The sequence below is a fragment of the Mesorhizobium loti genome (genome assembly GCA_014189435.1).
GTDB lineage: Bacteria > Pseudomonadota > Alphaproteobacteria > Rhizobiales > Rhizobiaceae > Mesorhizobium > Mesorhizobium loti_G.
The window spans coordinates 7,056,367-7,069,663 of the sequence record CP050293.1; the positions used below are offsets into that span (position 1 = coordinate 7,056,367).

Here is a 13,297-nt window from a genome sequence, read left to right on the forward strand (position 1 = left end):
ATGGATGTGAGTAGCGTCGCGCGGATCATAATGCGTCGTGTCTCAGTTTGAAATCCGACCGGCGCTCTTTTTGTAAAGATCGCGCTCGCCCAGCTTAAGTTCGGCGCGCGACTGCTGCAGGACGACAATCGCGCCCTGGAGAGCCAAACCCGCCATGATGGCTGCGACGATGATGTCCGGCCAGCCAGCGCCTGTACCGAAAACACCTAGCGCGGCCAACAGCACCGCCAGATTGCCGAGCACGTCGTTGCGGGTGCAAATCCATGCTGAGCGCATGTTGGCGTCACCGCCCCTGTAGGCCCACAGGAGCCCGAACGAGGCAGCGTTGGCCAGCAGCGCGGCAAGCCCGACCGCCCCCATTGTAGACGCTTGCGGCAGCGTTGCGTGCATTGCGTGCCAGACGGTGACACCGATCACCCAGAGGCCGAAAACGCCCATGGTTGCGCCTTTGGCAAACGCCACAATGGCCCGGTATCGCAAAGCCATGCCGACCACAAACAGGCTGATGGCGTAGTTGCCGGCGTCGCCAAGGAAGTCGAGTGCGTCGGCCTGCAGCGAGGCCGACCCCGCCGCGACGCCAGCGCCGATTTCAACCGCAAACATTGCCACGTTGATACCCAGCACCGCCCAAAGAACGCGCCTGTAGGATGCGTCTTCGCGCTTTGACGGTTCGTGGTCATGTCCGCAGCATTCTGCGCCCATTGCGACCTCCATGCCTTCTGCGAAACATACAGGAGTTCCAGGCCGGATGCGACGACAAGCCGTCCACGCGCCTGCCTATCGCGCGTCAAATCCGGCGTCAAAGGCCAGCGTCTCAACTGGAAGCCCGGCGGCTTTCCATTCCGGCATGCCATCTTCCAGCCGCCGCGCAGCAATCCCGCGACCGCGCAATGCGGCCACCGCTTCGAAAGACATCACACACCATGGGCCCCTGCAGTAGGCCACGACCTCCCGTGACGTATCGATCTCCCGGAGCCGGCTTTCCAGATCCCTGAGCGGAACATTGATCGCGCCGGGTACGTGGCCGAGCGCGAACTCGTCCGGGGGGCGGACGTCGATCACGACCACCAGGCCGGCCTCCATGCGTGCGGAAAGTTCCTCGCGCGTCACCGGCTCCATATCGTCACGCGCGTCGAAATAACCGCGAATGATGCGATCGACCTCGGCGACATGGCGCTCGGCCACCGTCCGGACCGAAGCGAACGCCGACAGCACGCTGTCGTCGGCGAGGCTGTAATTGACGAACTTGCCGTCGCGTTCGGCTGTCACAAGGCCGGCGCGGCGGAGCGTCTGCAGGTGCTGCGATACATTGGCGATCGGCAGGCCGAGCTTGGTCGCCAGCAGCTCCACGCTTCGCGGTCCCTGCGCCAGATGCTCGATCAGTTCGAGGCGCTGAGGATTGCCGAACGCCTTGGCGACGGCCGCGAACTGCTCGTAGAGGGCCTGTTTCGGATTGCGGATTGACATCGCCTTCTCGATCATAATAAATCATTCAACATAGTTATTGAATGACATTTCGCCTGCTCTTGTCAAGCTTCGGCGGTGGTCGCCGGAGCCTGTATTCGCACATTCCGGAGAAGGGTCATGATCCTCCGTCAATTCCTCCATTCCAATCCTGTCGCCGCATCCTACCTGTTCGGCTGTGGTGGCAAGTCGGCCGCCGCCGTCGTCGATCCGGTCGGCGACGTCGATCTGTATCTCGGAGTTGCCGGGGCGACCGGCATGCGCATCCTCTACGTGGTCGACACGCACATTCATGCCGACCACATTTCCGCCGGGCGCTCACTCGCCGCGGCTTCCGGCGCGCAATATGTGCTCTTCGAAGGCGCGGAAGCCGGGTTCCCGTTTCTGCGCGCCAGGGACGGTGACGTACTCGAACTCGGCAACGTGACCATGACCGTCATGCACACGCCCGGGCACACGCCGGAGCACATATCACTCCTGGTCACCGACAGGACACGCGCGGCCGAGCCATGGTTCGTGCTGACCGGCCACACTCTCATGGTTGGCGATCTCGGACGAACCGAACTTGCAACCAGCGCCGAGGCCGGCGCGCGCACGCTGTTTTCCAGCGCGCGGCGTCTCAAGCAGCTGCCGGATCACGTCGAGGTGCTGCCCGGCGCCTACTCCGGCTCGGTCTGCGGGCGCTCGCTCAGCGGCAAGCCGACATCGACGATTGGCTTCGAGAAGCGCTTCAACAAGGCGTTCCGCATCGATAACGAGGAGGCTTTCGTCGCCACGATGATCGCAGACATACCGCCCCCGCCGCCGGATGCGGCGCGCAACCGCGCCGCCAATGCCGGCCTGGCCGCCGCCGCGGCCTGAGCGATGATCGACACGGCATCGGTTTCGCGGCCAGCAGGCTCGACCGTCAGGCTTGGGCTCAAGGAAAACTGGCGGCAGTTTGCTCTCCTGATGCTGGTGAATGCCTTTGTCGGCGGCATGGTCGGGGTCGAACGAACGGTCGTGCCGCTCATCGGGTCGGACGAGTTCGGCATCACCTCGACGACACTCGTCGTCTCCTTCATCGTCAGCTTTGGCGTGGTCAAGGCGCTGGCCAATCTCGTCTCGGGCCAGCTCGCCGATAGCTGGGGGCGCAAGCGTGTTCTCGTCCTCGGCTGGCTCGTCGGCTTGCCGGTTCCGTTCATGATCATCTGGGCCCCGAGCTGGGGATGGGTGATTGCGGCCAATGCGCTGCTCGGCATCAACCAGGGGCTCGCCTGGTCGATGACGGTGATCATGAAGGTCGATCTCGTCGGCCCGAAGTCGCGTGGCCTCGCCGTCGGCCTCAATGAATTTGCCGGCTATCTCGCCGTCGGCGTGACGGCGTTCCTCACCGGCTATCTTGCCTCGCGATACGGATTGCGGCCGGTGCCGATCTATCTCGGCATCGGCTATGCCGTCTTCGGCACCGTGCTGTCGATCCTGCTCATCCGCGACACACGCGATCACCTCCAGCTTGAGGTATCCGCACACGCACAGCAATCCGCGCCGATCAGCTTCCGGGAGGTTTTTGCGCTGACCTCGTTCCGGAATCGTAATCTCTTTGCGGCATCGCAAGCCGGCCTCGTCAACAACCTCAACGACGGCATGAGCTGGGGTATTTTCCCATTGTTCTTCGCGTCCTTCGGACTTGGCATCGAGCGCATTGGCATCCTGAAGGCGATCTATCCAGCGACATGGGGAATCCTTCAGATCGTCACCGGCCCCTTGAGCGATCGCTGGGGTCGCAAGGGCCTGATCGTCGCCGGAATGTGGATCCAGGCCGGCGGCCTGTTTCTCACCGCGGCCACAAGCCGGTTCGAATGGTGGCTCGTCGGCAGTCTTCTGCTCGGCCTTGGAACGGCAATGGTCTATCCAAGCCTGATCGCGGCCGTTTCCGACGCTTCGCATCCAACCTGGCGCGCCCGGTCGCTCAGCGTCTATCGGTTCTGGCGCGATCTCGGCTACGCGATCGGAGCGCTCTCCGCAGGTCTCATCGCCGATCGCTTCGGGCTCTCATGGGCGATCACATCGATCGCCGCATTGACGTTTCTCTCTGGCGCGATTGTCGCCATCACGATGCAAGAGACCGTGAAGGGTTGATCCCGTCCGATGGTCGGTTGTCGTGAACGGGCATGATTGGATCAGTGAATTCGGCCCTTACAAAAAGCAGAATTCAGCTAGCTTGAATGAGCTTTTTCATCTGTTGCCGGTCTTCCGGTGACCACTGCTTTGGGTTCTCCTGATGGGCGATGGCGGCGTGAAGCTCGATGTGTTTCCACAACTCAGTCTCGGTCTCAGCCGTAAACGATCCTGGACAGGCTTCCATTCCAGGGTAGTTCTTGCACCGATATGAATAGGCCATATCTACACCTCCCTAGTTTGCCCGTTAGGAGGCGAGGACGCGGCGCGCTTGTCAATTCACAGTTTTGGAATGCGCAAGGACGCGCATTCCATCCAAATCGGATCAGCGCTGTTTCACCAAGTTGACTTGGATCGTCGCGGAAAGGCCGCCCCACGGATAGTTGGGCCGTCCGAGATCGGGGAGCCAGCGAAGGCGGTGTGTCTGGTGACGACCACAACAGGCATCACGGGTCTGTGGCCGAGGTTCTGGCCGATACCGGCGCGACGGTGCTTTGTGACCACGAACGCCATGCTACTGTTGCGCTGGAAGAGCGCTTGGGCAGGCAACTACACCCGAGAATCGCCGGCAATCCTTGGGTCAGTTTGAAATCTGCGGGACGCAACGGATAGAAGTGTGACGACTTTCGCGTCTCTCAAAACCTGGGCAAGAAGCATAAAGCGTGACGTGGTGGCGCTGTGGATAGCCGCGCGCGATCCGCGCGTCCCTTGGTATGCGAAGCTGACAGCGGGCACCGTCGCCGCTTATGCCTTAAGCCCAATTGATCTGATCCCCGACTTCATCCCAGTGATCGGATACCTTGATGACATCATCATCGTGCCCCTCGGAATCCTACTTGCCGTCAAGCTCATTCCTGCGCCGCTCATGGATGAGTTCCGGCAAGAGGCGATCCGCCGCGAAGGCAGACCTAAAAGCTATTGGGGCATGGCGGCGATAATTGCAATTTGGTTGGCAGCTGCCGCTTGGCTGATTTGGATGTTTTGTCCGGGCTAGCAGCCTGATCTAATGAAGGGGAAGGGGTTGGGGCTTGCCGCCAACAATTCGCAAAAGAGTTCGGGGGTTCGAGTCGGGAGACCGCTACATCGCAACACCCACTATAAAAGAGGCGTTCTTCTGCTATCGGAGGCACGCGGCTTAGTCCAAAACTTTCCAATTTGGGGACAGAGGTTAGCCGATGCCGTCCGAAGGCAGAGGTCACAGGTTCGAATCCTGTCGGGTGCGCCAATTTCGGTATATATTACAAATAGTTAGGTCGGGCACAGTGTAACCGGGGCAGATTACCGGGCGGTGGGGGTTTGCAGGCGCGTGCTTTCGTGATTCACCCTTTGCGTGACGCTACCACCGACTGATTCGCTTGAAGGCCTGTCGCTCGCGGAACTCCGCGGGCTGGTTTCTGCGCTGATCGGCGAAGTGCGCGGTCTTCAAGGCCGGGTCGAGAGCCTTGAGATCGAGAACCAGGCGCTACGCGCCGAGAACCAGACCCTGAAGGATGAGATCGCCCGGCTGAAGGACCTGCCGCCGCGTCCCCCGGTCAAGCCGACCAAGCCATCGGGCATGGAGAAGGCGACGCAGCCGACATCTGGCAAGGGCAAGCGCCGCCGGCGCGGCGCCAAGCGCGACGGCGGTCGCGTGAGCCGCGAGGTGACGGTTGCGGTGAGCGCTCCTGCGGGCTCTCGCTTCAAGGGGTATGAGACGATCCTGGTGCGCGATCTGGCGTTGTCGGCCGAGGTGGTGCGCTATCGCCGCGAGCGCTGGGTGACACCGACCGGCGAAACGATGGTGGCGCCCTTGCCGGCGGGGATCATCGGCGGCTGGGGCGCGAACCTGCGCCGCTTCATTCTGGCCTGTCACATTCAAGGCCAGGTGACGACGGAGCGGTTGACGGCGTTGTTGACCGGGATCGGGGTCGACATTTCGAAGCGCCAGGTGGTGCGGCTGATTTCGGAGGGCCTGGAGGCCTTCGCGGCGGAGGACCGTGACGTGCTGCGCGCCGGGCTGGCTACGGCGCCCTGGATCACCGTCGATGATACGTCGGCGCGCCACGCCCACCAGGACGGCTACACCACCCAGATCGGCGATCGCCGCTTCACCGCGTTCCGCACCGGGCGATCGAAGTCACGGGAGGCGTTCCTGGCGACGCTGCGTGCCGGGCACAGCGATTACTTCATCAATGAAGAGGCCCTGGCCTATATGCGCGGCCGCAACCTCGCCGGTCCGGTGATCGCGCGGCTAGCGGCTGCGCCGCACAAGGCATTTGCCGACAGCGCCGCATGGCAGGCGCATCTGGCCGCACTCGGCCTCGACCAGCTCGCGGTTGAGCCCAACCCAGTCAGGATCGCCACCGAAGGGGCGATGTGGGGAGCGATCCGCCACCACGGCTTTCTTGGCGATACCGTGGTCGTGTCCGATGATGCCGGCCAGTTCCGCATCGGCGACCATGCTCTGTGCTGGGTCCACGCCGAGCGGCTCGTCCACAAATTGATACCCGTGACCCCGGATCAACGTCAGGCCGTCGACATCATGCGCCAGTTGATCTGGTGGTTCTATCGCGACCTCAAGAGCTACCAGCGTGCTCCTTGTCCGCGCCACGCGGCGGCCCTGCGCGCCCGCTTCGAGCGCCTGTTCAAACGACGAACCGGCTACGTCATGCTCGACCGGCTTCTTGCCAGGCTGCATCGCCGCAAGCATGAACTCCTGCGCGTTCTCGATCGTCCCGAGATCCCGCTCCACACCAATGGTTCGGAAAACGACATCCGCACCTTCGTCACCAAGCGCAAGATCTCCGGCGGAACCGTCAGCGAGGCAGGCAAGAACGCCCGCGACGTCCTGCTCGGCCTGATGAAGACCTGCATCAAGCTCGACGTCTCATTCTTCCGCTATCTCGGCGACCGCCTCGGCATACCAACACAAGAGTCGATTCCGCCGCTCCCGGATCTCGTTAGGCAAGCCGCTCAAGCCTGACTGCCCGGTAATCTGCCCCGGTTACGGGCACAGTCCAGTAGCTCGATGTCGGGCAATTTGCACGTAAGCGGCAGAGCCCGTTTTTCCACTCATTGTACTGGCGCCAATCGATGCGAGTTCGTGCGGAATACGGCAAAAGCAGCCCATTTGCTCGCGAAAGCCGGCATCAAACAGACGGCAGACTGCTGACTGCTGCCCACAATGGCAGTGGTCAAAGTCGTGCGGTCTGTAGTGGATTTGGACACGTAGTTGTTAGAGGTGCTCATCATCGGAGGCGGCTGGAATTGGGCCGCAAACGGAATGACAGCTTTGCGGACACCGAGAAAGGAAAGCGGACCTTAGCTGCCATAGGCTCAACAACCCCCCGTCCCGAGGGCAACTAGGGTGGCAGCCCGCGCCTCAATCCTTCTCCCAGAGTCCTTGCAGCGAGGGTATGCCCTGGCGCCTTAGCGCCGCTGGACGGTCAATGGCTAGTGGATAGTCGTTCGATAGCTTAGCCCGGGAAACGAGACAGCGTCGGGCATTAGCCTTGGCCTGCCGGGGGGTAGCCTTTGAGGATGTCGAGAAAGAACGCCGTGGTCAGGGCGTTCGCCTGCTTAGAGTTCATGAACATCATGTGCCCGCCACTATCGAATACGGCCAACGCCTTGTCTTGACTGCTGATTTGATCATACGCCCACAGAGCGTTGTGTTTAGGCAATACAGAGGCATCGTCGGAAGCGAACATAATGAGCGTCGGCACCTTGACCTCCGCAATGCCCGTATCGCCAAGGGCATGCAGGTCGCCACCTGGAGCTCCGGCGACAAGAGCAGCTACGCGTTTATCCCAGATGGGCGGCATCGGGGCCGCAAACGGATCAGTGACACCATACTGCGTCGCGACCGATTGCTCATGGCCTACGAATTGGCATGTATCATTGGCGGATGGCTCGTTTTTGTTTACAGCGCACCACGCATCGAGTTCTCTGAAGTTGACCCGGGCGCCTCCCGCCTGGAACACAGTGGTGCCGCCGCTCGAATGCCCCCAAACACCGATGCGCGAGGTGTCGATTATCCCGGCCAGCTTCCCGCCCGGGGCAGTCAATGAATCAGCGTACCCGATCACCCGGACCACGTCGGCAGGGTGATCGTAAAGCAGCCAGATCGTCCACTGATCTTCCCGGCTAACTCCTTCATCGAGCGGTCCGCGGAGTCCAGTATCATAGTCCGCGGCAGCGACGACGAAACCATTCGATGCGAGTTGCCGACCCAACGTGCCGTATAGACCGCCAGTAGCGTCGAGCCCGTGGATCAATATCACCAACGGATAGGGACCGGTTGTTGCCGCAGGCGCATCCATCGACACCTTCAAGATTGCGGCGTTGGGATCTGGGGCGGGACCGGCGGCTGGGTACCAGACCATGGTAGCCATGGGATGCTTGCCAGAAGTGTCGGGGATAGTGAATTTCTGGAGACCAACCGCAAACGGCCCTGGCTTTGTGAAGTCTGCGGCGAACACGGGTGAGAGAACGCTCACTAGCCACAAGACAAGAGCAGCGTACGGAAGGCTCAAACGGCCCATGATCTCACCTCTAAGCCGGCTCCATATCGTCGGCCTTCAGACGGAAAATTGTGGCGCAGATTGGTGTCATTGACAATGCAGATTATTCCGTCTCTCGGCCATTGGCGGCAGCCTGGCCCGCCGGCCGAAGCCAGTGGGAAAGGGCTGGAGTACCAGGACCAGAGAAAGTTCCTGGCACATTGCGAATGGTCTAACCGGGCACTTGTTTCAGATTCCTTTTGGACGACCGCCCCGGTGGCCAGATTGCCGCATCGTCGGAACGAATGCGATCAGCGGCTGTTTAGCAATCGAAGGGACCGCAAACCCAAAGGATGCGGAATGTTTGATTTTCAGAACTTGGAACTTGCCTCTGCCAGGCAACGAGTGAACCAAGCACAACTCGTCCTTGAACGTGCTGAGGAGATGCTCAACGAGGATTGCGGCGTCGGTATCAACCTAGCGCTTTGCTGCCGGATTAGGTCCGCGCGACGGCGTGTGATCGATGCAAGCGCGCGCCTAGTGAAGATCAATCCGACCAGCGCGCGCTGAGGCCGGCAGTGCGATGATAGCGACCTTTGACATTGAGACTGCGAAGCATAGCGGCATGTACCGTGCCGCTAGGCTTGCGCTGCTGACGCACCAGGTCATGCATCACATCGAACTTACAGACTCGGCGGGAGAGAAGGTCGAGCAGGCGCTAGCGAGGCTTGCGGAGGCAAACGCTCGCGCGGACAGGTCTGCGCAGCAGTAGGGGCAGCATCAGCCGGCAAGAAGTTCGCGGAGCATGGTCTTCTATGGCGAGCCGGAGCCGCTGTCTCGGTTCTTCGTGTTCTTATCAAATGTAGATGGTTTGCGCCGGACCATGCCCGCCTGCCCGGCATTTCGTCCGCTTTCGGGCCTCAACAAAGTTCGGCTCTATGACCGACATTAGGCGCGTTGCAGCCCGGCTGTTTTTGGGCCGGAAGCAGGCGGTCCGGTTCTGGGACGAACTAGCCAGAAAGGTGCCATTCCGCTGGCGCCCCCATCTAGGCCTGCCGTTGCCTGAAACAGACACTCGACTGCGGCGCCACGTTGGCCGCCTTGCGCCAGGACCTGCCTCGTGACACTTCAGGCCGCGATGCGCTCCTACCAATCGGTCATCATGCATGTGGCCGAAGGCGTGTGACGAGCGTGGCGAGTTCGGCCTGGCGGTGTGTGTTGGTCTTGGCGAATACCGCTCTGAGCTGGGTGCGCGCGGTTTCGCGGCTGATGCCGAGGGCAATTGCCGCCGCATTGATGCCATCGCCCGACGCGAGGCGCGCGGCCAGCCTGGCCTCGGCTGCCGTCAAGCCAAATGCAGCACGCAAGCGCAGTGCATCCGGACGCTCCAGAGACCTCAGGTCGGTCAGGACGAGGACGGCGCAGCCGGCCGTGAACAGGTCACAGCCGAACGCGCTCAGCGGCATCACCTCCGCCAAAAGCCAGGGCCTTTCGCTGCGGCTGATGACCACCGGTGCGGCCGCAGGCGCTCCGTCCCGCCGACCACGCAGACCGCCGGAGAGCAGGCGCCGCAGCCGGTCGTTGCTGCTGGGGTCATCGGTCGCCGGGCGACCTCTCACAAGGTAGAACTCCTTCCCAATCAGCTTCTGTGCCGAAACGTTCAGGTCCTTCGCGCGGCCCTTTTCGTCGAGCAGAATGGCCGCGCAGCTTGCTCGTTCAAGCGACGAGAGTTCCGAAACCTGCTGGAACGCTGCGAACCGCTTGGCGAGCCTTACGATCCTGCCAAGGTGCGGGCCAACTGCCGCGAAACAGCGGGTTTCCCCAGGAAAGAACCTGCCACGACGCGCACCGCGATAAAGAGGCATGCTCCACCGATGTTCATCGACCATGAAGGGTGTTGACGCATACCAATCCCGGTCTCCGGGACGCGCAATCTCCTGGTAATAGGGCAGCCTCCTGCGCTCCTCTTCCGTGGAGATCTGATCTTCGATGAGCGTCGTATGGCCTGCCCGGCGGAATGCGGGCGCTCTTCTGACGTGCGGATCCGGAGCATTGCATTCGTTGCGCAGCCACAATTCGTGGAATTCGGCGTGTTCGGTAGAGATCGGCATCTTGGGCGGCACCTCTTCATCGTCTGAGAAGAAGGTGCAGCTTTCGGCGCCTAGCGACTCTGCAAGTAATTGCAAGGCGCGAGGCCACTCGGCTGGCGCCAGGACCGCATCGTAACAGGCCTCGATGGCCCGCTCAGTTCGTTCCACACGCATCGACCAACTCCGAGGTCGGGAAGGTAAGATTCAGTAGCACGTTGTGCCTCGGAGAGACAGCGCGCTATGGCGCACACTAGCAGCAAAAGCGCAGCCCGGTTCACCCATACGGGTGATGTGAGACAAAGTCCCCGGCAGCATCCTCACGTTTGACCAACCGGATGGACGCGCCGAGATGATGTCCTTCATTCCACGCTTCGCTGGACGGGAAAAACCTGGACGGGCACGAGGCATGCCATTCGCTCTGGCGGTGAGCCTGACAACGTCGCTGTCGGCCACGGCGGAGCAGGCTTCCTCGGTGGATCTCGAACTGGTTCTTTGCGTCGATGTATCGTCTTCAATGAGCGAGGCGGAACAACGCCTGCAGAGGGAAGGATATGTCAACGCACTGCACGATGCCGCAGTGTTGCAGTCCATTGAATCCGGCCGGCGTGGCAGAATTGCCGTAGCCTACGTCGAGTGGGCCGGCCCAAATCACCAGAGCGTGCTGATACCATGGACCGTTCTCGATGGGCCCCAAGATGCGGCCTCCTTCGGCGAGGTCCTGCGGACCCAGCCCATCGCCAGAGGACGCGGCACCTCAATCTCAGGGGCGCTCTTGGCGGCGGGCAAGCTACTGGCCGAAGGGCCGGGAAGCGACCGCCGGGTAATCGATGTTTCTGGCGACGGACCCAACAATGCCGGTCTGCCGCTTCAACCCGTGCGCGACGCACTCATCGCTGCCGGCGTGACCATCAACGGACTGGCGATCTCGCTGCACGCGGCCGATACGCTCGACAGCTTTGGTCCGCGCTTTGTCGAGCTGTATTATGAGAGTTGCGTCATCGGCGGTTCCGACGCTTTCATCGTCCAGGTCGACAGCACAGCCGAGTTTGCAACGGCAATTCGCAAGAAGCTCGTGAATGAAATAGCCGGTCTTTCAGCCGGTGTGCAGCCTGCGGCTTATCAGATCCGCTCACGAGCCGTCGTCGATTGCGTCACGATCGGACGAGCCCCTGGACGATAGGGCTGCGCCCAAAGTCGCGATTTTGCCGCTGCAGTGGAGGCGGCAGGAAAGACGGTCGAGACAATGAAGGCACTCAATTACCACCATCAGGAGATGGCGGAATCGCTCGGCAACCCCTACGGACCCAACGGCCGAGCAGCACTGGCGCTGATGAAACTGGATTCATGATGCCTGGTTACGTGGTGATCGACAACCGAACCGTTCTCGTCGATCATCGTGACCGTTCAACCCCGCGAGGCCCGTATGCGCTATCGAGGCCAATGTTCGGCGACCAGCTCCCTGGTTGAATGTCGATCGACGGAGGCTCGGACCGCAAGATCGTATCACGGTGATACAGAAAGTTTAGTTCCATAACTGCCCGAACGACCGCGTCGAAAGTCTGCAACTGGCAGCAGTCGTCCGATTGGTTGAGACCAAGTGTCCGCTCCTTGCGCAACCGCGAACCGAACTCGCTGTCGACGTCGTCCGCTTTCAGGCAGTGGCGACGGGATGCTCAACGACCGACATTAGGCGCAAAACTGCGGTTCACTTCACGCAATGCATGAACCGGCTTTCAAGGGAAGGGTCAGAGTGTCAAAAAGTCAGGATTTCGGCGATAACGGGCAAGATCGCTCTGCAAACCGAAACGGATCGCTTAGCTTATATTCGAGCGATTAAATCAATTTGAAAGGTCGTGTCATGAGACTTGGGTTTGTTGGCACAGGAACAATTTCGTCAGCTGTCATCGCAGGTTTGATGCAGTCAGACCTCAAGATCGAGCAGATCACTGTCTCTCCCCGCAATTCCGAAACTGCGGCCAAACTCGCCGAACGCTATTCGCGCGTCTCCATTGGACGTGACAATCAGGATGTCGTGGACACATCTCAAGTCGTGTTTTTGGCCGTCAGATCTCAGGTTGCGGAGGCAATCATCAAAGAAATCCGCTTCCGGCCAGAGCAACATATCGTCAGCTTCATCCCGGTGTTTTCCATCGAGACAATTTCCGAATGGATTGGGGTGCCGGCGAAGCTCACGCGAGCGGTGCCACTTCCTTTTGTGGCGCAGGGGATGGGCGCGACGGCATTCTATCCGTCGGACGAAACGATTTCCGCGGTCTTCGCCGAGCTTGGCACCGCTGTTGCCGTCACCGACCTGCAAGAATATGAGGTGCTGACAACCAGCGGTGCTCTCATGGGCACCTATTTTGGCATTCTTGAGAATGCTGAGTTGTGGCTGACCGGGAACGGCGTTCCATCCGCTCAGGCTCATGCATATCTACGGCAATTGTTTGCAGGCCTCGCCCATGCAACATCGTCGTCACCGCATTCCTCCTTTTCGGAACTGAGAACCGAGTTCTCAACAAAGGGCGGTTTGAATGAGCAGCTCTTCGCGGATTTTCAGAAGGCCGGCGGCACGACTGCGCTGACGAACGCGTTGACTGTCGCCCTGGAGCGCATGCAAGGAAGGGTGAAGCGAGAGCAGTGACGTGTCTGTAATCAGGCTGCGGCTGGAGTAACCTGGAGCAGACTTTTGCGGCGTCTCGGAATTCAGGATTCGCGACAGTTCGCTCCCGATCAATGTAGACGACTGTCGCTTTGTCAGGCTTTGATCCGCAGATGGGTGGTGGCAACGCATCGACGATCTGAAACGATTCTACTCCGCCATTATCGGCTCATCGAGGCGATTCCCGTCGCGGAAGCCGGCTGATCGATCCTGCTGACATTGTGGCTAGTTAAACGGCGTGCAGTGGTCACGGTTCAGAAGGACCATTAAGCGTCAGAGCGGTCGTTCACCGCCGGTTTCTCGAATGACCGGGGTTGGCCGTTTGCAGTCCGTCCGCTTTCGGGATTCAAGGCGCCAACAAGCGGTCGTTCCGCTGACACGGAGTAGCCACGACCCGAATATGGACCTGCTGCTGGTCGCAAGGGAGGTTTTGTGTCTAT

Annotated in this window: 11 protein-coding genes; 6 read left to right on the plus strand and 5 right to left on the minus strand. The window is 60.8% G+C overall.

All coding sequences use genetic code 11. The features are described from left to right. Positions 1-42 precede the first annotated feature (42 nt). On the minus strand, positions 43-702 hold the full coding sequence (locus HB777_33970; protein ID QND68459.1) for a cation transporter: 660 nt from the start codon (positions 700-702) through the stop codon (positions 43-45). Between the two features lie 75 nt (positions 703-777). Then, on the minus strand, positions 778-1,467 hold the full coding sequence (locus HB777_33975) for a metalloregulator ArsR/SmtB family transcription factor (protein QND69007.1): 690 nt from the start codon (positions 1,465-1,467) through the stop codon (positions 778-780). A gap of 117 nt (positions 1,468-1,584) precedes the next feature. Here HB777_33975 and HB777_33980 point away from each other — a divergent pair, with 117 nt between their 5' ends. Then, positions 1,585-2,325, plus strand: coding sequence for an MBL fold metallo-hydrolase (locus HB777_33980; protein QND68460.1), 741 nt, complete (start codon positions 1,585-1,587; stop codon positions 2,323-2,325). Positions 2,326-2,328: 3 nt separating this feature from the next. After that, complete coding sequence (locus HB777_33985) at positions 2,329-3,585, plus strand: MFS transporter (GenBank protein QND68461.1); 1,257 nt, start codon at positions 2,329-2,331, stop codon at positions 3,583-3,585. 73 nt (positions 3,586-3,658) lie between these two features. Here the strand turns inward: HB777_33985 and HB777_33990 are convergent, their stop codons facing one another. Beyond that, positions 3,659-3,847 (minus strand): DUF1059 domain-containing protein, encoded by a 189-nt coding sequence (locus HB777_33990; protein ID QND68462.1) that lies wholly within the window; start codon positions 3,845-3,847, stop codon positions 3,659-3,661. Positions 3,848-4,240: 393 nt separating this feature from the next. Here HB777_33990 and HB777_33995 point away from each other — a divergent pair, with 393 nt between their 5' ends. Both HB777_33995 and HB777_34000 read left to right on the plus strand, forming a co-directional pair. Further along, positions 4,241-4,618 carry a DUF1232 domain-containing protein gene (locus HB777_33995; GenBank protein QND68463.1) on the plus strand — a complete coding sequence of 126 codons (378 nt, stop codon included), beginning with the start codon at positions 4,241-4,243 and terminating at the stop codon, positions 4,616-4,618. Positions 4,619-4,954: 336 nt separating this feature from the next. Then, positions 4,955-6,586 (plus strand): transposase, encoded by a 1,632-nt coding sequence (locus HB777_34000; GenBank protein ID QND68464.1) that lies wholly within the window; start codon positions 4,955-4,957, stop codon positions 6,584-6,586. A gap of 523 nt (positions 6,587-7,109) precedes the next feature. Here HB777_34000 and HB777_34005 read toward each other — a convergent pair. Together HB777_34005 and HB777_34010 are read right to left on the minus strand one after the other, a co-directional pair. Beyond that, positions 7,110-7,997, minus strand: a complete 888-nt coding sequence (locus tag HB777_34005; protein ID QND68465.1) for a hypothetical protein — start codon at positions 7,995-7,997, stop codon at positions 7,110-7,112. A gap of 1,268 nt (positions 7,998-9,265) precedes the next feature. Continuing rightward, positions 9,266-10,369: a helix-turn-helix transcriptional regulator gene (locus tag HB777_34010; GenBank protein ID QND68466.1), complete on the minus strand. Its 1,104-nt coding sequence runs from the start codon at positions 10,367-10,369 to the stop codon at positions 9,266-9,268. A 175-nt stretch (positions 10,370-10,544) separates the two neighbouring features. Here HB777_34010 and HB777_34015 point away from each other — a divergent pair, with 175 nt between their 5' ends. Next, positions 10,545-11,375 (plus strand): DUF1194 domain-containing protein, encoded by an 831-nt coding sequence (locus HB777_34015; GenBank protein QND68467.1) that lies wholly within the window; start codon positions 10,545-10,547, stop codon positions 11,373-11,375. A 678-nt stretch (positions 11,376-12,053) separates the two neighbouring features. Further along, positions 12,054-12,839 (plus strand): NAD(P)-binding domain-containing protein, encoded by a 786-nt coding sequence (locus HB777_34020; protein ID QND68468.1) that lies wholly within the window; start codon positions 12,054-12,056, stop codon positions 12,837-12,839. Positions 12,840-13,297: the final 458 nt, after the last annotated feature.